Origin of the sequence: Actinomadura monticuli (assembly GCF_041463655.1) — a bacterium.
Lineage (GTDB): Bacteria > Actinomycetota > Actinomycetes > Streptosporangiales > Streptosporangiaceae > Spirillospora > Spirillospora monticuli.
Window position 1 is genome coordinate 175,999 of sequence record NZ_JAXCEI010000002.1, and the last position, 22,913, is coordinate 198,911.

At 75.7% G+C, this 22,913-nt stretch carries 2 protein-coding genes; both read right to left on the reverse strand.

The features are described 5' to 3' along the window. Window positions 1–18: 18 nt before the first annotated feature. Window positions 19–11,364 (reverse strand): SDR family NAD(P)-dependent oxidoreductase, encoded by an 11,346-nt coding sequence (locus SM611_RS04635; protein ID WP_371947546.1) that lies wholly within the window; start codon window positions 11,362–11,364, stop codon window positions 19–21. Then, window positions 11,364–22,907, reverse strand: a complete 11,544-nt coding sequence (locus tag SM611_RS04640) for an SDR family NAD(P)-dependent oxidoreductase (protein WP_371947547.1) — start codon at window positions 22,905–22,907, stop codon at window positions 11,364–11,366. Before SM611_RS04640 ends, SM611_RS04635 begins: the two co-directional genes overlap by 1 nt. Window positions 22,908–22,913 lie beyond the last annotated feature (6 nt).

Here is a 22,913-nt window from a genome sequence, read left to right on the forward strand (position 1 = left end):
CGGCGCGGTTCGGCCCGCTCAGGACAGCCCGAGTTCGTTGTCGATGAAGTCGAGCACCTGGTCGGTGTCCGCGATCTCCAGCCGCTCGGCGGCGTTGCCGCCGTCGGCGCGGTTGCGGGACGCCTTCCAGTTCCCCAGCAGGGCCTCCAGCCGCGCCGTGACCGCTCGCGCGTCCGTCCCGTCACCGGGGTCCGCGGCGAGCGCGGCCAGGGCGCCTTCGAGCCTGGCCACGTCGTCGAGCACGGCGTCGACGGCGGCATGCCCGGACGGCGCCGGGCCGTCCGGGCCCAGCCGTTCCAGCAGGTGGCCGGCCAGGCCGGCGGGGTCCGGATAGTCGAACACCAGCGCGGCGGGCAGCCGCAGGCCGGTGGCCGCCGACAGCCGGTTGCGCAGCTCGACGGCGGTGAGGGAGTCGAAGCCGAGATCCTTGAAGTTGGTCTCCGGATGCACGGCGCCGGTGTCGGGGTGCCCGAGCGCCGTGGCGGCGTTGGCAAGGACCAGCTCCAGGACGATGCCGTGCCGTTCCTCGGGGGGCGCCGCGGCGAGCCTCGCCGCGAGCTCCCCGGACCGCGCCCGGGAGTTCGCCGCGGCCGGCCTGCGCACCGGCCCGGCAGCGAGTTCGCGCATGACTTCTGGGACCTCGTCCCGCAGGGCGGACGTGTCCAGGTCGAAGGCGACCAGGCGGGCGCGCCCGTCCATCGCGGCTCCGTCGAACAGGGCCAGCCCGTGATCGGACGTCAATGGCCGGAGCCCGCCGCGCCGCATGCGGGTGAGGTCGGCCTCGGTCAGGCGGGCCGTCATGGCGCTGGTCTCCTCCCATGGCCCCCATCCGATGGACTGCCCGGGCAGTCCGGCGGCGCGCCGCCGGGCCATCAGGGCGTCGCAGTAGGCGTTGGCGGCGGCGTAGTTGGCCTGGCCTGGGCTGCCGGTGGTGCCGGCGGCTGAGGAGAACACGGTGAAGAAGGCGAGCCGGTGATCGGTGGTGGCGGCGTCGAGATTGGCGGCCCCGTCTGCTTTGACCTTCCAGACCTCGGTCATCTGCCGGGGGGTGAGGTCGGTGATCAGGCCGTCGTCGATGACGCCCGCGGCATGGATCACCCCGGTGAGGGGGTGGTCGGGGTCGATGCCCTCGATCAGGTCACCGACGGCGTCGGGGTCGCCGATGTCGGCGGCCTCGATACGGACATCGGCCGGGATCTGGTCTGCGAGCTCGGCCGCGCCGGGCGCGTCCGGGCCGCGTCGGCTGACCAGCAGCAGGTGCCGGGCGCCCCAGGCACGGGCCAGGTGGTGGGCGGTCAGGGCGCCCAGGGTTCCGGTGCCACCGGTGATCAACACCGTGCCGTCGGGGTCGAACGCGGCCGGTATGTCCAATACCAGCTTGCCGGTGTGGCGGGCCTGGCTCATGAACCGCAGCGCCTCCCGCGCCCGCCCCAACGGCCACGCCTGCACCGGCAACGCCTCCAACCCACCGGACACAAACAACTCCCGCAGCTCGGCCAGCATCGACTCGATCCGCTCGGGCGGGACATCGCCCGCCAGATCGAACGCCCGATACCAAACCCCGGGATCGGAGCGGATATCGGTCTTGCCCATCTCCAGGAACCGGCCGCCCCCGGCCAGCAACCGCAACGACGCATCAGTGAACTCACCGGCCAGACTGTTGAGCACCACATCCACACCCCGGCCACCGGTCGCGGCACGGAAGGCATCCTCAAAGTCCAGATCGCGAGACGAGGCACGATGCGCCTCATCGATGCCCATCTCCTCCAGCAAAACGTGCTTGCCGGGACTGGCCGTCGCGTACACCTCCGCGCCCAGATGGCCAGCGATCTGCACCGCGGCCCGCCCCACACCACCGGTCGCAGCATGAACCAACACGGTCTGACCCGGACCCAACTCAGCCAGATCCACCAGACCGAACCAAGCCGTCAGGAACGCCACACCCACACCGGCAGCCTGCCCGAAGCTCCAGCCCTCAGGCATCGGCACGACCGAGCGGGCGTCCGCGACCGCGACCGGGCCGAACGCGCCACCGAACACCCCCATCACCCGATCACCCGGTGCCAGACCCGTGACGTCCGGCCCGACCTCGGTGACCACACCGGCACCCTCACCACCGATCCCACCAAACCCAGGAACCATGCCCAGGCCGATCAACACATCCCGGAAATTCACACCAGCCGCATACACATCGATGCGCACCTGACCAGCAGCAAGCGGCCCCAACACCTCAGGACACCCCGCCACCGACACATCATCAAGCGTCGACACCTCATCAGCGACCAACCGCCACGCCCGCTCCCCCACCGGACCCGCGAGCTCCCGCGGCACACCCGCACGCACCAGACGCGGAACCAGCACCCCGCCATCCCGCACCGCCACCTGCGGCTCGACCGCATACCGGGCCACATCGCCGGTGTCCGTCTCCTCGTCGAGGTCAACCAGGACGAAACGGCCTGGATGCTCCGCCTGGGCGCTGCGCACCAGACCCCACACCGCCGCACCGTCCGGATCGGGAGACTCCCCAACCGCACCGCGCGTGACGATGACAAGGCGCCGATCACCATCAGGCTCGGAGGCGGGCAGCCAGTCCCGCACGTGACGCAGCGCCTCGTCCACCGTCGCCGCCTCCACGACAGTGCAGTCCTCGGGGGCCGTGGCGTGCGGCTCGGGGCCTTGGGGCCACTCAAGCGCGAACAGGCCGCGCACGCCGCCGCGGAAGCCTCCGGGATCGGCCGGACGCATGAGTACCGACTCGGCCGTGACGACCGGAGCGCCGGCGGTGTCGGCGGCCACGAGCCGCACCCGCTCGCCGTCCCGGGACAACCGGACGCGGATCGCGCTCGCGTCATCGGCGTGCAGCACCACGCCGCTCCAGGCGAACGGCAGCCAGAGCGCGCCGCCGTGGAGTTGGTCGGCGAGTAGCGGATGGAGTGCCGCGTCCAGCAGGGCGGGGTGCAGACCGTGGCCGGTCGCTTCGCCGGCGGCCTCGGGAAGCACCACTTCGGCGAGAAGGTCTTCGCCGTCCCGCCAGGCGGCGCGGAGCCCTTGGAACGACGGTCCGTACTCGTAGCCTGCCGCGGCGGCGTCCGCGTAGAAGCCCGCCACGTCCAGCGGCACAGCGCCGGCCGGTGGCCACGGCCCGCCCATCGGCGCCACGTCGGCCACGGGCTCGCTGGTCAGAGTGCCGGACGCGTGGCGCAGCCACTCGCCGTCCTGGCGCGAATGGACCTGCACGTCGCGGCGGCCGGACTCGTCGGCCGTCCCGACCGCCACCTGCACGGATAGCCCGCCCGTCCGGGGAAGGACGAGAGGCGCCTGCAAGGTCAGCTCCTCGACTCCCGAGCAGCCGGACTCGTCGGCCGCGCGCAGCGCCCAGCCGAGCAGCGCGGTGCCGGGCAGGAGGGCCGACCCCCCGATGACGTGCTCGGCCGGCCAGCCCCCGTGGCCCGCCGAGATCTCCCCGCTGAGGAGGTATCGGCCGTCCGCGCCTTCCAGCGTGGTGTCCGGGCCCTGCCGCTCCCGGCCGCCGAGCCAGAACCGTTCTCCCTGGAACGCGTAGGTGGGCAGGTCGATGACGCGGGGACGGGGCTCGGTGGGGAACCACGGCGTCCAGTCGACGTCGACGCCGCCGCCATGGAGCCGGGCGAGGGCCTGCGCGAAGGCGAGGGTGTCCGGTTGGTCTCGTTTGAGCGCGGCGAGGGCGACCGCGTCGTCCGCGATGTTCTGCGCGGCGGTGGACAGGACGGGATCGGGGCCGAGTTCCAGGAAGGCACCGGCGCGATCGGCGAGGTGGGTGATGGCCGGGTGGAACCGCACCGGCTCACGCACCTGCCGCACCCAGTACTCCGGCGAGGCGATCCCGCTCCCCGCCGGTTCCCCCGTCAACGTACTGACCAGCGGAACCACCGGCTCACCGAAGGAGACGTCACCGAGCGCGGCGGCGAACTCCTCCAGCATCGGCTCCATCAGCACCGAGTGGAACGCATGACTCACCGAGAGACGTTTGGTCTTGCGGCCGTGTTCCGACCAGTGCGCTTCCACCTCGGCGACCAGGTCCTCCGGGCCCGACACCACGGAACTGTCAGCGGTGTTGAACGATGCGATGCTCACGCCGTCCGGCACTGTCAGCTCGTCGGCACCGGCTTGAACGGCCAGCATCGCGCCTCCGGCGGGCAGCGCTCCCATCAGGGTCGCGCGCGCGCCCACCAGCCGGCACGCGTCCGCCAGGTCGAACACCCCGGCCAGATGCGCCGCAGCCACTTCGCCGATGGAGTGGCCCACCAGTGCGTCCGGCCGGAGGCCCATGTCAGCCAGCAGCCGCGCCAAAGCGATCTGCAGCGCGAACAATCCGGCTTGGGCGTAGGTGGTGTGGTCCAGCACCTCGGCCGGTCCCTCGAACACCACCTGTCTCAACGGGTGCTCAAGGTAGGGGTCCAGCAGCCCGCACACCTCGTCGAACGTCTCGGCGAACACCGGGAACCGCTCGTACAGCCCCGCACCCATCCCCACACGCTGGCTGCCCTGACCACTGAACAACCACACCGACCCACCCTCCACCGGCTCCACCGGATCGGCAGCCCCCAACCCCGCCACCAACTCCCCACACGACGAACCCACCGCCACCAAGCGGTGCTCGAACAACGACCGCGCCCTCAGCAACGACCAACCCACATCAACCACAGACGCCCCGGATGCGGCGGCGAACTCCTTCAACCTCACCGCCTGCGCCCGCAGCGCCTCGACGCCGCGCGCCGACACCACCCACGGCACCACACCCACCGGATCACACCGCCCGGCTTCAGGCTCGGCCTCCTCGGCGGCCTCCTCCACGATCACGTGCGCGTTCGTCCCGGACGCGCCGAAGGACGAGATCGCGGCGCGTCTCGGCCGTCCGGCGCCGTCCCACGGGACGGGCTCGGTCAGCAGCCGGACGGCCCCCGACGTCCAGTCCACGTGCGGGGACGGCTCGTCGACGTGCAGCGTGGTCGGCAGGACGCCGTGCCGGAGCGCCATCACCATCTTGATCAGCCCGGCCACGCCCGCCGCGCCCTGGGTGTGCCCGATGTTCGACTTGACCGACCCGAGCCACAGCGGACGGTCCCCGGGACGGTCCGCGCCGTACGTCGCCAGCACCGCCTGCGCCTCGATCGGGTCGCCGAGCGGCGTGCCGGTGCCGTGCGCCTCCACCGCGTCCACGTCGGCGGGGCGGACGCCGGCCGACGCCAGCGCCGTCCGGATGACGCGTTCCTGGGCGGGGCCGTTCGGCGCGGTCAGCCCGTTGCTCGCCCCGTCCTGGTTGACGGCCGAGCCCCGGATCGTCGCCAGCACACGATGCCCGTTGCGGCGCGCGTCCGACAGGCGCTCCAGCAGCACGAGGCCGAGGCCCTCGGACAGGCCCGTGCCGTCGGCGGAGGCGGCGAACGCCTTGCACCGTCCGTCCCGGGCCAGGCCGCGCTGCCGCGCGAAGTCGACGAAGTGGTCGGGCGTCGCCATCACGGTGACTCCGCCGGCGAGCGCGAGCGAGCACTCGCCCTGGCGCAGCGCCTGGCAGGCCAGATGCGTCGCCACCAGCGACGACGAGCAGGCCGTGTCCACGGTCACCGCCGGGCCCTCCAGGCCGAAGGTGAACGCGACGCGGCCCGACAGCACGCTGCCCGAGCCGGTCAGCCACCCGTAGCCTTCGAGGCGGGCGTCGCGCACGGCCGTCCCGGTCCCGTAGTCGTGGTACATCAGGCCCGTGTACACGCCGGTCGGCGTGCCCTTCAGCTCCGCCGGGGCGATGCCGGCCCGCTCGAACACCTCCCAGGCGGCCTCCAGCATCAGCCGCTGCTGCGGGTCGGCGGCCAGCGCCTCGCGCGGGTTGACGCCGAAGAACTCGGCGTCGAAGAGCATGGCGTCCGCCAGGAAGCCGCCGTGCCGCGCGTAGGTGGTGCCGGGGTGGTCGGGGTCCGGGTGGAAGAGGGAGCCGAGGTCCCAGCCGCGGTCGGCGGGGAACTCGCCGACCGCGTCCCGCCCGGACGAGAGCAGGCGCCACAGGTCCTCGGGCGAGGACACCCCGCCGGGATACCGGCACGCCATCGAGACGATCGCGACCGGCTCGTCCGGCCGGGCCGCGGCCCGCGCCGGGGCGGCGCCCGCCCGAGCCGTCTTCGCCGGTGCGAACCGGGAGGCCAGGTGCTCGCCCAGCGCGCGCGGCGTCGGATGGTCGAACACCAGCGTCGCGGGCAGGCGCAGGCCCGTCGCGGTGGCGAGCCCGTTGCGGAGCTGCACCGCGGTCAGCGAGTCCAGGCCGAGGTCCTTGAACGAGACGTCGGCGGAGACGCCGTCCGGGGAGGCGTGCCCCAGCACCGTCGCCGCATGCCGCAGGACGAGGCCGGTCAGGACGTCGCGGCGCTCCTCGGGGGCCAGCCGCGCGAGCCCGTCCGCCTCCGCCGCACCGGCCGCCGCGCGGCGGCGCGTGCGCCCGGCCAGGCGGCGCAGGATCGCCGGCACGTCGTCCGCCGGGATCGCGCGCGGGTCCAGTCCGGCGGCCAGCAGGCCGGGACGGCCGGAGCGGAGGGCCGCCTCGAACAGGGCGAGCGCCCGCTCCGTGGGCAGCGGGGTCATCCCGCCGCGCCTCATACGAGCCAGGTCGGTGTCGGTGAGGCCGCCCGTCATGCCGCTGGATTCGGCCCAGAGGCCCCAGGCCACCGAGAGCCCGGCGAGGCCGCGATCGCGGCGGCGCCGCGCCAGCGCGTCGCAGAACGCGTTCGCGGCGGCGTAGCCGGCCTGCCCCGGGCTGCCCAGGATCGCCGCCGCCGAGGAGAACAGCACGAACATGCCCAGCGGAAGGTGCTCCGTCGCGGCGTGCAGGTTGGCCGCGCCGCCGGCCTTCACCGCCCATGCCCGGGCCAGCTTCTCCGGGGTCTGGGACGTGATCACCGCGTCGTCGAGCAGCCCCGCGGCGTGGACGACCCCGGTCAGCGGGTGCGCCGGGTCGATCCCGCCGACACCACCGACCCCGCCGACGAGGTCGCTCACCGCGGCCGGGTCGGTCACGTCGAGCGCGGCGATCTCGACGTCCGCGCCGAGATCGGTCAGCCGCCGCGCCAGCTCCGCCGCGCCGGGGGCCCGCGTGCCGCGCCGGGAGGCCAGCAGCAGGCGGCGCGCGCGTCCGGAGCGTACGAGATGCTCGGCGATCCGGCCGCCGAGGACGCCGGTCCCGCCGACGACCAGCACGGTGCCGTCGGGGTCGAGCGTGCCGGGCGGAGCGGTCCCGTCCGCGGCGCCGGCGCGGTCGAGCCGCGGCACCAGCGGCGTGCCCGCGCGGATCGCGAGCTGCGGCTCGGCGGCGTCCAGCGACTCGACGACCATCGCGAGGTCGGCCGCGGCGTCGGCATCGGCGTCGATCAGCGTGAACCGGCCGGGATGCTCCGCCTGGGCGCTGCGCACGAGGCCCCAGACCGCGGCGCCGTCCGGGTCGGGGTCGTCGGTCGCGACCGCTCCGCACGTGACCAGCACCAGCCGGGACTCGGCGAGTCGCGGGTCGGCCAGCCATCCCTGGAGCAGGGCGAGGACCCGCTCGGACGCCGCGATCCCGCCGGACGCGTCGACCGGCGCCACGACGATCGAGGGCGCCGCCGCCCCGGCTTCGAGCGACTTCTCCAGGTCGTCCAGTTCCAGCCAGTCGCCGGACGCCTCGCGGGACGCCGGCCGGTGCGGCGTCCATTCCAGGACGAACAGGCCGTTCGCGGCGTCGTCCCGGGCGGCGGCCGCGATGTCGGCCGTCTCGGCGGGACGCACGGTCATCGCCTCCACGTCGAGGACGGGCGCGCCGGCGGGGTCGGCCGCCGACAGCCGGAACGACCGACCGCCGTCGAGCGGGGACACCGTCACGCGGAGCGCGGTCGCCGCGGCGGCGTGCAGCGTCACGCCGGTCCAGCTGAACGGCAGCAGGGCCGTGCCGTCCTCGTGCGCGGCCGTCGGGAGGAGCGGGTGCAGGGCGGCGTCCAGCAGGGCGGGGTGGACGCCGAACCCGTCCGCCGCGCCCGCGGCGTCCGGCAGCCGCACCTCGGCGAACAGGTCGTCGCCGCGCCGCCAGAGGGCGCGGACGCCTTGGAAGGCCGGTCCGTAGTCGTATCCCGCCGCGCGGGCCTCGTCATAGAGGTGTTCGATGTCGACCGGCTCGGCGTCCTGCGGCGGCCACGCCTCGCCCGCGTCCGGTGCCGGGTGAGCCGGTGCGTCACCGAGGAAACCGGTCGCCTGGCGCACCCACGCGCCGTCGCCGTCGCCAGGTCGGGAGTGGATCCGGATCTCGCGCCGCCCGTCGCCGTCGGGCCCGCCGACCGCCACCTGGACGGTCAGGTCACCCGACGGGGGCAGCACCGTGGGCGTGTGGAGGACGAGCTCCTCGACACCCGGGCAGCCGGTCTCGTCGGCCGCCCTCAGCGCCCACTCCACCAGCGCCGCCCCCGGGACGAGCGGGTGCCCGGAGATCTCGTGGTCCGCCAGCCAGGGGAGGGCCTGCCGCGACACGCGTCCGGTGAGCAGCCGTTCACCTGTCTCGGCCGCCTCGACGGCGGCCCCCAGCACGGGGTGCCCGACGTCGATCAGGCCGAGGCCGGCCGGGTCGGCGGCGCAGCGGCCGGACGGCAGCGGGAACCGGGTCCGCTGGAAGGCATAGGTGGGCAGGTCGACGAGGGCGGGCGCGGGATCGGCGGGATACCGGCGGGCCCAGTCGACCTCGACCCCGGCGGTGAACGCACCGGCGAGCGCCCGGACGATCTCCTCGTCTCCGCCGTGGTCGCGACGCAGCGTGGACAGCGCGACGGCCTCGATGTCCGCCTGGTCCGCGCAGCCTTCGATCCCCGGCGTCAGGACGGGATGCGGGCTGGACTCGACGAACGCGCGGTACCCGTCCGCGAGCAGCGTGGTGACGGTGTCGGCGAAGCGGACGGGGCGGCGCAGGTTGGTGACCCAGTAGGACGCGTCGAGCGAGTCGGTGTCGAGGCGTCCGGCGGTGACGGTGGAGTAGAACGCCACGTCGGTCGCGGTGGGGGTGATCCCGTCCAGGGTTTCGTTCAGTTCGTCGGCGATCTGGTCGACCTGCGGACCGTGGGAGGCGTAGTCCACGTCGATCATCCGGGCACGGAGATCCCGTTCCTGCGCGGCGGCCACCACCGCCGCCACCTGCTCGGGCGGCCCCGACACCACCGTCGAGGCCGGACCGTTGACCGCGGCCACCGTCACGTCCTCGACCGCTTCCAGCAGCTGGGCCGCCTGCTCCTCCCCCACGCCGAGCGAGGCCATCGCGCCGCCACCGGACAGTCGCCGCAAAGCCTTGCTGCGGATGGCCACGACCTTGGCGGCGTCCTCGATGGACAGCGCTCCGGCGACGCAGGCCGCGGCGATCTCCCCCTGACTGTGCCCCACCACCGCCGCCGGAGTGACGCCGTACTCCGCCCACACCGCCGCCAGCGACACCATGACCGCCCACAGCACCGGCTGCACCACGTCCACCCGCGACAACTCGGAGCCGTCACCACGCAGCACCTCGGCCAGCGACCACTCCACATAAGGGTCGAGAGCCTGCTCGCACTCGGCGATACGTGAAGCGAAAACCGCGGACCCCTCCAGCAGGCGGGCGCCCATACCCGCCCACTGCGAACCCTGACCCGGGAACACCAACACCGGACCAGCGCCAACGGCGCGCGCCTCCCCCACCACCACGTCCGGATGCGCCTCGCCCTCGGCCAGCGCCGCCAACGCCGCCGCCTGGTCGTCCCCCACGACGACCGCGCGATGCTCGAACACCGAGCGGGTCTTGATGAGGGACCAGCCGATGCGGGCGGTCGGCAGGTCCGGGACGGCCTGCGCGTACTCGGCCAGCCGTCCGGCCTGCGCCCGCAGCGCCTCGCCCGACTTCGCCGACACCACCCACGGGACCGTCGCCGCCGGCTCGTCCCCGGGCGCGGCCTCCGGGGCGGCGTCCGGGCCGGCGTCCGGCGCCTGCTCCACGATCACGTGGGCGTTGGTGCCGGACATTCCGAAGGCGGAGACGCCGGCGCGGCGAGGGCGGCCGGTGTCCGGCCAGTCCACCGGCCCGGTCAGCAGCCGGACCTCGCCCGCCGACCAGTCCACGTGCGGGGACGGCTCGTCCACGTGCAGCGTCGCGGGCAGCGTCCCGTGCCGCAGCGCCATCACCATCTTGATCACACCGGCGACGCCCGCCGCGCCCTGGGCGTGGCCGATGTTCGACTTGATCGATCCGAGCCACAGCGGCCGGTCCGCCGACCGGGCGCGCCCGTAGGTGGCGAGCAGCGCGTCGGCCTCGATCGGGTCGCCGAGCGTGGTGCCCGTGCCATGCGCCTCGACCGCGTCGACCTCCGCGGCCGACAGGTCGGCGCCGGCCAGCGCCGCGCGGATCACCCGCCGCTGGGACGGCCCGTTCGGGGCGGTCAGCCCGTTGCTGGCGCCGTCCTGGTTGATCGCCGAGCCCCGGACCACGGCCAGCACACGATGCCCGTTGCGCCGCGCGTCCGACAGCCGCTCCAGGACGACCAGGCCCACGCCCTCGGCGAAGCCGGTGCCGTCCGCCGCCGCGGCGAAGGACTTGCAGCGGCCGTCGGGCGACAGGCCGCGCTGGCGGGAGAACTCGGTGAATCCGCCGGGCGTGCTGAGCACGGTCACGCCGCCGGCCAGGGCCAGCGAGCACTCGCCCCGGCGCAGCGACTGGCACGCCAGATGGATCGCGACCAGCGAGGACGAGCACGCCGTGTCGACCGTGACCGCCGGGCCCTCCAGGCCGAGGGTGTAGGCGACGCGGCCCGACAGGACGCTGAGGGCGTTGCCGGTCAGCAGGTAGCCCTCGGCCTGCTCGTCGGTGTGGGGGGTGCCGAAGCCGGGCAGTCCCGCGCCGACGAACGCGCCGGTCGGCGTGGCCCGCAGCGACGCCGGGTCGATGCCCGCCCGTTCGAGGGCCTGCCACGCGGTCTCCAGGAGGACGCGCTGCTGCGGCTCCATCGCCGCCGCCTCGCGCGGGCTGATGCCGAAGAACGCCGCGTCGAACAGGTCGGCGCCGTCGAGGAAGCCGCCCTCCCGCGCGTAGGTCGTCCCCGGGTGGTCGGGGTCGGGGTGGTAGAGGGCCTGAAGGTCCCAGCCCCGGTTCGCCGGGAAGCCCGAGACGGCGTCGCGGCCCGCCGCCACGAGGTCCCACAGGTCCTCGGGCGAGCCGACGCCGCCGGGGAAGCGGCACGCCATGCCGATCACGGCCATCGGCTCCCGGTCGCGCTCCTCGATCTCGTGGAGGCGCTCCCGGGTCTCGCCGAGGTCGACCGTCACCCGCTTGAGATACTGCCGCAGCCTGTCTTCCGTGCTCGACATCAGTCCCCGTTCCCGGACGATCGCAGTTGCTGGTCGATGAGCGCGAACATCTCCTCGTCCGACGCGGCCTCGACGCCGGCGGCGGTCGCCGGCGCGGCCCGTTCGCCGTCCAGGCTGGCGAGCAGCCCGCGCAGCCGGCGGGCGACCCGGTCCCGCGAGGCCCGGTCCAGGGAGAGCGCGCCGAGGGCGCCCTCGACCCGGCCGAGGTCGCCGAGGAGCGGCTCGACGGCGTCGGCGGGCGGGGCCGCCGTGCCGCCGAGGTCCAGCCGGTCCAGCAGGTGGTCGGCGAGCCCGGCCGCCTGCGGGTAGTCGAAGACGACGGCGGCGGGCAGCCGCAGGCCGGTGGCGGCCGACAGCCGGTTGCGGAGCTCGACCACGGTGAGGGAGTCGAAGCCGAGGTCCTTGAAGGACGCGTCGGCGCGCACGGCGTCCGCGTCGCGGTGGCCGAGCACCGCGGCGGCGTTCGCGCTGACGAGGTTCAGCAGCGTGGCGCGCCGCTCGGCGTCGGCCATCCCGGCCAGCCGGCTCTTCAGGTCGGTCGCCGTCCCGCCGGCGCCGGACGCGGCCGGACGCCTGGGGCCCGCGGCCGTGCCGAGCAGCGAGCGCAGCATGGCCGGCACCGTCTCGGCGGGCCGCCCGGCCAGTGCGCGCGGGTCGAGGTCGACCGCCACGACGTGGGCGCCGCCCTCCTCGGCGGCGAGGTCCAGGAGGGCGGTGCCCTGCTCGTCGGTGAGCGGGGCGAACCCGCCGCGCCGGAGGCGGTCGAGGTCGGCGGCCGTGAGGTGGCCGGTCATGCCGCTGGTGCGCTCCCACAGCCCCCACGCGATGGACTGGCCGGGCAGCCCGGCGGCGCGCCGCCGGGCGATGAGCGCGTCGCAGTAGGCGTTCGCCGCCGCGTAGCCGGCCTGCCCCGGGTTGCCGAGGGTCGCGGCGGCCGAGGAGAACACCGTGAAGAACGCGAGCCGCGCGTCCGCGGTCGCCGCGTGCAGGTTCGCCAGGCCGGCGGCCTTCGGGTCCCACACGCGCCGCAGCCGGCGCGCGTCCAGGTCGGCGATCAGTCCGTCCTCGATCACGCCGGCGGCGTGGATCACCCCGGTCAGCGGGTGCGCCGGGTCGATGCCGGCGACGAGCCGGGCCGCCTCGCCGGCGTCCGCGACGTCGGCGGCGACCACCCGCACGTCGGCGTCCAGGCGCCGGGCGAGGTCCCGGGCCTGCGGCGCGTCCGGGCCGCGGCGGCCGGCCAGCAGCACGTGCCGCGCCCCCCAGGACCGGACCGCGTGCTCGGCGACCAGCCCGCCCAGGACGCCGGTGCCTCCGGTGATCAGCACCGTGCCTTCGGGGTCGAACGCGGCCGGGACGTCCAGCACGACTTTGCCGACGTGCCGCGCCTGGCTCATCATCCGCAGCGCCTCGCGGGCCCGCCCGAGCGGCCACGCGTCAACGGCCGGCGGCTCCAGCGCGCCCTCGTCGAAGAGGCGCCGCAACCGGCCCAGCATGGTCCCGATCAGGTCGGGGCCCGCGTCGGGTACCAGGTCGAACGCCCGATACCACACTCCCGGGTCGGAGCGGACGTCGGTCTTGCCCATCTCCACGAACCGGCCGCCGTCCGCCAGCGTCCGGAACGAGGCGTCGGTGAACTCCCCCGCCAGGCTGTTGAGGACCACGTCGACGCCCCGGTGGCCCGTCGCCTTCCGGAACGCCCGCTCGAACTCCAGATCCCGCGACGAGGCGCGGTGCCCGGCGTCGATCCCCATCCGTTCGAGGACGTCCTGCTTGGCCGGGCCCGCCGTCGCGAACACCTCGGCGCCCAGATGCCGCGCGATCTGCACCGCCGCCATCCCGACGCCGCCCGTCGCCGCATGCACCAGCACCGACTCGCCGGCCCGCAGGCCCGCGAGTTCCACGAGCCCGTACCAGGCCGTCAGGAACGCCACCGGCGTCCCGGCCGCGGCGTCGAACCCCCAGCCGTCCGGGATCCCGGCCAGCATGCGCGCGTCCGCCACCGCCACCGGGCCGAAGGCGCCGCCGAAGACGCCCATCACCCGGTCGCCCGCGGCCAAGTCCCGGACGCCCGGCCCCACGTCGAGGACGACGCCCGCGCCCTCGGTGCCGTAGAAGACCCCGTCGGCGTCGGGGTACATGCCGAGGGCGATCAGCACGTCGCGGAAGTTCACGCCCGCGGCGCGGACCCCGATCCGCACCTGGCCCTCGTCCAGCGGCGCGAGCGCCTCCGGGCAGGGGACGGCGGAGATGCCGTCCAGCGTGGCCGGTCCGGACATGCCGAGCCGCCAGGCCGCTTCCCCTGGCGGGGCCGCCAGGGTTCGCGGCGCGCCGCACCGGGCCAGGCGCGGTACGAGCGGTTTCCCGTCCCGGACGGCCACCTGCGGTTCACCGGTCCGCAGCGCGACGTCGAGGCCGGTGCCGGTTTCCGCGCCTTCCTCCAGGTCCACCAGGACGAGCCGGTCCGGGTGCTCCGCCTGGGCGCTGCGCACCAGGCCCCAGACCGCGGCGGCGTCCGGGTCCGGGTCGTCGCCGGTCGCCCGGCGGGTGACGACCGCCAGCCGCCGATCCGGGGCGTCCGGTGCCGCCAGCCAGTCCTTGATCCGGGGCAGCGCCTCTTCCGCCGTCGCGGCCTCCAGGGTCTCGCGGTCCTCCGGCTCGGCGGCGGACGCGTCCGGGGCCGGCACCCACTCGACGGCGAACACGTCACCGGTGCCGCGCGCGCCGGCCGCCCGGAGCCGCCGGTCGCCGGCCTGCCGGAGCGCGACCGAGGCCACGTCCAGCACGGGGGCGCCCGCCGGGTCGGTGACGCTCACCCGGACGCCCTGGTCGAGCCCCTCGCCCAGCGGCGACAGGCGGACCCGGACGGACGCGGCGCCGGCGGCGTGCAGCGTCACTCCGGTCCAGGTGAACGGGAGCCAGACCCGCCCGTCGCTGAAGTCGCCGATCAGGAGCAGGGGGTGCAGGGCCGCGTCCAGCAGCGCGGGGTGGACGCCGAACCCGTCCCGGTCCCGCACGGAATCGGGCAGTTCCAGCTCGGCGAGCACGTCGGCACCCTGCCGCCACACCGCCCGGACGCCCTGGAAGGCCGGGCCGTAGCCGTAACCGGCGTCCGCCGTGCCGGCGTAGAAGGCGGCGGTGTCCACCGGTTCGGCTCCGGGCGGCGGCCATGCACCGCCCGACGGCCCGCCCGCACCGGGCGGGCTCGCGCCGATCACGCCGGACGCGTGGCAGGTCCACGCGGTGTCGCGCTCGGCCCGGGAGTGCACGCCCACCTCGCGGCAGCCGCCGTCGTCCGCGGGGCCCACCGTGACCTGGACGTTCAGCGTCTCCCGCGCGGGCACGACGAAGGGCGCGTGCAGGACCAGCTCCTCGACGGCCGGACAGCCGGTCTCGTCGGCGGCCCGCAGCACCCACTCCAGCTGCGCCGCGCCGGGAACGAGCACGGTCCCCGCGACCATGTGATCGTCCAGCCAGGGCAGGCTCTGCCGGGACACGCGCCCGGTGAGCACGTGGCCGCCGCCGTCGGCGTGCTCCACGGCGGCGCCGAGCACCGGATGACCGGTCGGCGCCAGCCCGAGATCGGTGACCCGCACCGCCGTGTCGCTCGCGGACAGCCAGTAGCGCTCGCGCTGGAGGGCGTAGGTGGGCAGGTCGACGAGGGCGGGCGCGGGATCGGCGGGATACCGGCGGGCCCAGTCGACCTCGACCCCGGCGGTGAACGCCGCACCCGCGGATCGGACGACCCGCTGCGCGCCGCCGTCGTCGCGGCGCAGCGTGGGCAGGACGGCGGCCCGCACCCCGGCCTCGTCGGCGCACTCCTCGATCCCCGGCGTCAGGACCGGGTGGGGGCTGGACTCGACGAACGCGCGGTGGCCGTCGCCGAGCAGCGTGGTGATGGTGTCGGCGAAGCGGACGGGGCGGCGCAGGTTGGTGACCCAGTAGGACGTGTCGAGCGAGTCGGTGTCGAGGCGTCCGGCGGTGACGGTGGAGTAGAACGCCACGTCGGTCGCGGTGGGGGTGATCCCGTCCAGGGTTTCGTTCAGTTCGTCGGCGATCTGGTCGACCTGCGGACCGTGGGAGGCGTAGTCCACGTCGATCATCCGGGCACGGAGATCCCGTTCCTGCGCGGCGGCCACCACCGCCGCCACCTGCTCGGGCGGCCCCGACACCACCGTCGAGGCCGGACCGTTGACCGCGGCCACCGTCACGTCCGGGGCGTCCTGGAGCAGCTCCGCCGTGCGTTCCTCGCTCACACCAAGCGAGGCCATCGCGCCGCCACCGGACAGTCGCCGCAAAGCCTTGCTGCGGATGGCCACGACCTTGGCGGCGTCCTCGATGGACAGCGCCCCGGCGACGCAGGCGGCGGCGATCTCCCCCTGGCTGTGCCCGACCACGGCTGACGGGGTGACGCCGTATTCCGCCCATACCGCCGCCAGCGACACCATGACCGCCCACAGGACGGGCTGGACGACGTCCACCCGTGACAGCTCGGAGCCGTCGCCGCGCAGTACCTCGGTCAGCGACCAGTCCACGTACGGGGCGAGCGCGCGCTCGCACTCGGCGATGCGTGACGCGAACACCGGCGACTCGTCCAGCAAGTGGGCGCCCATCCCGGCCCACTGCGAGCCCTGCCCCGGGAAGACGAGCACCGGGCCGGCGTCGGTGGCGGCATGCGCCTCGCCGACCACCACGTCCGGATGCGCCTCGCCCTCGGCCAGCGCCGCCAACGCCGCCGCCTGGTCGTCCCCCACGACGACCGCGCGATGCCCGAACACCGAGCGGGTCTTGATCAGCGACCAGCCCACGTCCACCGACGACAGATCGGGGTGGGCGGTCACGTGGGCGGCGAGCGCGCGGGCCTGCCCGCGCAGCGCCGCCTCGGTGGACGCCGAGACCACCCACGGCGCGACGCCCTCGGCGCGCTCGCGGGCGGCCGGGGGCTCGGGGACCTGTTCGAGGATCAGGTGGGCGTTGGTGCCCGAGAAGCCGAAGGAGGAGACGGCGGCGCGGCGGGGGCGGCCGGTGTCCGGCCAGTCCACCGGCCCGGTCAGCAGCCGGACCTCGCCCGCCGACCAGTCCACGTGCGGGGACGGCTCGTCCACGTGCAGCGTCGCGGGCAGCGTCCCGTGCCGCAGCGCCATCACCATCTTGATCACACCGGCGACGCCCGCAGCGGCCTGGGTGTGCCCGATGTTCGACTTGACCGTCCCCAGCCACACCGGCCGGTCCGCCGGCCGATCGCGCCCGTAGGTGGCCAACAACGCGTTCGCCTCGATCGGGTCACCCAGGGTGGTTCCGGTGCCGTGCGCCTCGATCGCGTCGACGTCGGACGGCGTCAAACCGGCCGTGGTCAGCGCCCGTCGGATCACGCGCTCCTGGGACGGCCCGTTCGGCGCGGTCAGCCCGTTGCTGGCCCCGTCCTGATTGATCGCCGAGCCCCGGACCACGGCCAGCACACGATGCCCGTTGCGCCGCGCGTCCGACAGCCGCTCCAGGACGACCAGGCCCACGCCCTCGGCCCAGCCCGTGCCGTCAGCCGCCGCCGAGAACGCCTTGCACCGGCCGTCCCGCGCCACCCCGCGCTGGCGCGAGAACTCCACGAACGTGTTGGGGGTGGACATCACCGTCACGCCGCCGGCCAGCGCCAGCGAGCACTCCCCCTGCCGCAGCGACTGGCACGCCAGGTGCATCGCCACCAGCGACGACGAGCACGCCGTGTCCACCGTGACCGCCGGGCCCTCCAGGCCGAACGTGTACGCGACGCGGCCCGACGCGACGCTCGGGAGGCTGCCGGGCATGAGGCGGCCCTCGACCTCGGCCGGGATGCGGCCGAGGAAGCGGCTGCCGTAGTCGTCGTACATGACACCGGTGATCACGCCGGTCTGGCTGCCGCGCAGCGTCGCCGGGTCGATGCCGGCCCGTTCGAACGCCTGCCACGCGGTCTCCAGCAGCAGCCGCTGCTGCGGGTCCATGGCGAGGGCCTCGCGCGGGCTGATGCCGAAGAAGCCGGCGTCGAACAGGTCGGCGTCGTAGAGGAACCCGCCCGTCCGCACGTAGCTGCGTCCGTGCCGGTCGGGGTCGTCGTCGAACAGCGCCGGCAGGTCCCAGCCCCGGTCGGACGGGAACTCGCCGACCGCGTCCACCCCGCCCGCCACGAGGTCCCACAGCTCCTCCGGGGACGTCACGCCGCCCGGATACCGGCACGCCATCCCCACGATCGCGATCGGGTCGTCGTCGGACGGTGACCCGAGTGCGGGGGCGGAGCGGTCCGTCCGTTCGCCGCGCAGCGCTCCGCGCAGATATCCGATGAGCGCCTCGGGCGTGGGGTGGTCGAAGACGACGGTGCTGGGCAGCGTGACGCCCGTCGCCGCGCCGAGGCCCCTGCGCAGTTCCAGGGCTGTGAGGGAGTCGAAGCCGAGGTCCTGGAACGCCCGGGTGAGGTCGATGTCCTCCGGGTTCGGGTGCGCCATCACGGCGGCGATCCGGTCGCGCGCGATCGTGCGGAGGGCGCGGTCCCGTTCGGCGTCCGGCAGCGCCGCCAGGCGTCCGGCCGGGGACGCCGCCGCGGTGGGCGCCGGGGCCCGCACCAGATCGCGCAGGACGGGTGGCAGGGTCCCGGCGGCGGCCTGCCCGCGCAGCGCGGAGCGGTCCAGCCGGATCGGCACCGGTGCCGGTTCCGATGCGGACAGCGCCTCGTCGAGCCGCGCGAGGCTCCACTCGGGGGACATCGGGACGATTCCGGAGCGGGCGATGCGGGCGGCGTCGGCCCCGGCGAGGCCGGCGGCCATGCCGCCGTCCGCCGCCCAGGGGCCCCAGGCGAGCGAGACCGCCGGGAGGCCCTCGGCGCGGCGGTGCGCGGCGAGGGCGTCGAGGAAGGTGTTCGCGGCGGCGTAGCCGCCCTGCCCCGCGCTGCCGAGGACGCCGGCGGCCGAGGAGAACAGCACGAACGCCGCGAGGTCGCTCTCCCGGGTCAGCCGGTGCAGGTGCCAGGCCCCGTCCAGCTTGGGCGCGAGGACGGCCTCGAGGCGCGGCCCGGTCAGCGACGTGATGACGCCGTCGTCGACGACCCCGGCCGCGTGGACGACGGCGGTGAGCGGATGCTCGGCGGGGATCGACGCGAGCAGGGCGGACAGGGCCTCCGGGTCGGCGACGTCGCACGCGGCGACGCGGACGTCGGCGTCCGGGGCGATCGGTTCCCCGTCCGGCCCGTCAGAGCCTCCGCCGCGGCTCACCAGGAGCAGGTGCCGCGCCCCGTGCGCGGTCGCGAGGTGCCGGGCGACCAGCCGCCCGAGCGCCCCGGTGCCGCCGGTGATGAGGACGGTGCCCTCCGGGTCGAGCGTCCGCGCCGCACCGTCGTGCCCAGCCCGCGCCTTGGCCAGGCGCGGCACCACGACGTCCCCGGCGCGGACGGCGGCCTGCGGTTCCATCGCGGCGACGGCGGCCCGGACGTCGCCGGGCCCGGTCTCCGCGTCGAGGTCGAGGAGGGCGATCCGGTCGGGGTGCTCGGCCTGCGCCGCGCGGACGAGGCCCCAGACGGGCGCGGTCGCGAGGTCGGGCGGTTCGGCGGCGGCGCCGCGCGTCGCGATCACCAGGCGGCCGGACGCGAGCCGCTCGTCGGACAGCCACTCCTGGAGCACGGCGAGCACCTCGCCGGTGGCGGCGCGGACTCTCGCCGGGACGTCGCCGCCCGCCGGTCCGTCCGGGCAGGGCACGACGACCAGGCCGGGGGCCGGCTGCCCGGCGTCGAGGGAGGCGCGCAGCGCGGCGAGGTCCGGGTGGACGGAGACGTCCCCCAACCCCAGATCGTCCGGGCCGACGACGGCCCAGTCCGCGGCCGGCGCGGCGGGGGCGGGGACGGGCAGCGGCCGCCAGGCCAGCCGGTACGGGGTGTCGCCGGAGGCCGCGCGGGCGGTGCGCAGGCGGTCGGCGGAGACGGCGCGGAGGTCCAGCGAGTCGATGGTGAGGGCCGGGGCGCCGTCCTGCCCGGCCAGGGTCATCGTGAACGCGTCCGCGCCCGCGGGCGTGATCTGGACCCGCAGCCGGGAGAGGCCGGGCGCGTGCACGCGCACGCCGCCGAACGAGAACGGCAGGCGCACCTCACCGCCGCCGTCCTGGCCGGCCCCGTCCAGGTAGAGCTCGTCGATCACGTGGAAGGCGCCGTCGAGCAGCGCCGGATGGACGACGTACGCGCGGGTGTCGCCGCACCGCTCGGGGGACGGCCGGACGTCCGCGAACAGCGTGTCGCCCAGCCGCCACGCGGCATGCACGCCGCGGAAGGCGGGCCCGTAGCGGTATCCGCGGTCGGCGAGGCGGGCGTACAGCTCCTCGACGTCGATCGCGGCGGCGCCGGGCGGCGGCCACTCCGCGAGACCGCCGGGGACCGGCGCGCCGCCGGACGCCGGCGCGAGCGTTCCGGCGGCGTGCCGGGTCCACGCCTCGTCCCCGGCGCCGCGCGAGTAGATCACGATGCCCCGCCGGCCCGTCCCGCCGGCGGGCGCCACCGAGACCTGGACGTCGGCGCCCCCGGTGGCGGGCAGCGGGAGCGGCGCCTCCAGGGCGAGGTCCTCGATCAGGTCGCAGCCGGCGCGGCCCGCCGCGACCAGGGCCAGTTCGAGGAACGCGCTGGCGGGCAGCGGGACGGCGCCGCCGATCGCGTGATCGGCCAGCCACCCGTGCGTGCGCGCGGACAGCCGTCCCGTGAGCAGCAGCTCCCCGGTGGCGGACTCGACGGCGGTCCGCAGGAGCGGGTGGTCCGCCGGGCCCACGCCGGCGGCGTCGTCCGCGACCGCTCCGGGGATCGGACGCCAGTAGCGCCGCCGCTGGAACCGGTACGTCGGCAGCGGCACCGCGCGCGCACCGGGCGGGAGGGCCGCGGCGAAGCCGACCGCGGCGCCGTCGGCGTACAGGGCGGCGAGGGCGGACAGGAACGTGCGGGGCTCGGGCCGGTCCTTGCGCAGGGCCGCGGCGAACACGCCGGACTCCTCGTCCGGCAGGCATTCCCGCGCCATCGCGGTGAGCACCGGCGCCGGTCCGAGTTCGAGGAAGCGGACCACCCCTTCGGCGCGCAGGGTGCGCAGGCCGTCGGCGAACCGGACCGGCTCCCGGACGTGCCGCACCCAGTACTCGGGGTCGCCGAGCTCGCCGGGCCCGGCCGCCTCGCCGGTGAGGTTGGAGATCACCGGGATGCGCGGCTCCGCGTAGGAGAGGCCCCGCGCGACCTCGCGGAACTCGCCGAGCATGGGGTCCAGGCGCGGCGAGTGGAACGCGTGGCTGACCCGCAGCCGCCGGGTCTTGTGCCCGGACTCCGCCAGCCGGGCGGCGACCTCCCGGACGTCGCGCTCGTCGCCGGACACCACCACGGCCGCGGGGCCGTTCACGGCGGCGAGCGAGACCCGGTCCTCGCGCCCGGCGAGCAGCGGCAGCACCTCGTCCTCGGCGGCCCGCACGGCGACCATCGCGCCGCCCGGCGGCAGCGCCTGCATCAGGCTTCCGCGCGCGGCGACCAGGCGGCAGGCGTCCGGCAGCGGCAGCACTCCGGCGGCGTGCGCCGCGGCGATCTCGCCCACCGAGTGGCCGGTCAGGTACGCGGGCACGAGCCCGAACGACTCGACCAGCCGGAACAGCGCGACCTCCAGCGCGAAGAGCGCCGCCTGGGTCGTCTCCGTCTTATCCAGCTCCCCCGCGTCGTCCTCGCCGAAGACGAGGTCGCGGAGCGAGCGGCCGAGCAGCGGGTCCAGGTGCGCGCAGACCTCGTCGAAGGCGTCGGCGAACGCCGGGTACGCGCTGTGCAGGTCGCGGCCCATGCCGGGGCGCTGGCTGCCCTGCCCGGTGAACAGGAACGCGGAGTCGCCGTCGCGTGCGGGCCCGGCCGCGCCGATCAGGGCGGGATGCCGCTGCCCGCCGGCCAGGGCGGCCAGCCCGGCGCACAGGTCGTCGCGGCCGGTGCCGAGGAGCACCGCCCGGTGCTCGAACGGCGTCCGCGTCGTGGCCAGCGCCACGGCCACGTCGGCGGCGGCGTCCTCGGGACGTTCCGCCAGGTGGCTCGCGAGCGCCTCCGCCTGCGCCGCCAGCGCCCGCGGTGTGCGCCCCGACAGCGGCCACGCCACGAGCCCGTCCGCCGCCGGGGGCGCCGCGGGCGCGGCCGGCGGGGCGGGTTCCGCGGCGGGCGCCTCCTCGACGATCACGTGCGCGTTGGTGCCGGAGATGCCGAACGACGACACGGCGGCCCGCCGCGGGCGCTCGCCGCGCGGCCACGGGACCGGCTCGGTGAGCAGGCGGACGCCGCCGCCGTCCCAGTCGACGTCCGGGGTGGGCCGGGCGGCGTGCAGGGTCGCGGGCAGCCGCTCGCGCCGCAGCGCCATGACCATCTTCAGCAGGCCGGCGACGCCCGCCGCGCCCTGGGTGTGGCCGAGGTTGGACTTGACCGCGCCGAGCCGCAGCGGACGGCCCGCGTCGCGGTCCCGCCCGTAGGCGGCCAGCAGCGCGCGCGCCTCGATCGGGTCGCCGAGCCGGGTGCCGGTGCCGTGCGCCTCCACCGCGTCCACGGCGGACGCCGGCAGCCGCGCGGACTCCAGCGCCTGCCGGATCACCCGCTGCTGCGCGGGCCCGTTCGGGGCGGTCAGGCCGTTACTGGCCCCGTCCTGGTTGATCGCCGAGCCGCGGACGACGGCGAGGACGTCGTGGCCGTTGCGGAGCGCGTCCGGCAGGCGCTCCAGCAGCACGAGCCCGACGCCCTCGGAGAACCCGGTGCCGTCGGCGGCGGCCGAGAACGGCTTGCAGCGGCCGTCGGGCGCCAGCCCCCGCTGCCGCGAGAACTCGGTGAACACGTGCGGGAGCGCCATCACCGTGACGCCGCCCGCGAGCGCCAGTTCGCACTCGTCCCGCCGGAGGGCCTGGCATGCGAGGTGGACCGCCACCAGCGAGGAGGAGCACGCGGTGTCGATCGTCACCGCCGGCCCTTCGAGGCCGAGCGTGTACGCCACCCGGCCCGACAGCACGCTCGGGGCGTTGCCGGTGATCAGGTGGCCCTCGGCGGCCGGGTCGGCGTGCGGGGTGCCGAAGCCGGGGAGCGCGGTCCCGGCGTAGACGCCCGTCCGGCTCCCCTTCAGGGACGCCGGGTCGAGGCCCGCCCGCTCCAGCAGCTCCCAGGACACTTCGAGGAGCTGCCGCTGCTGCGGGTCGAGGGTCAGCGCCTCGCGCGGGGTGATCCCGAAGAACTCGGCGTCGAACAGGCCCGCGCCGTCCAGGAAGCCGCCGGCGCTGGCGACGCTCGTGCCCGGGTGGTCCGGGTCGGGGTCGAAGAGCCGGTCGACGTCCCAGCCGCGGTCGTCCGGGAACGCCCCGATCACCTCGCCGCCGGCGTCGACCAGGTCCCACAGGTCCTCCGGCGACGCCACTCCGCCGGGGAACCGGCACGCCGCCGAGACGACGGCGACGGGCTCGGCGTCCCGTTCCTCGGCCTCGCGCAACCGCCGCCGCGTGTCGTGCAGGTCGGTGGTGACGCGCCGCAGGTAGTCGACCAGCCGCTCTTCGCTGACCATTCGCGA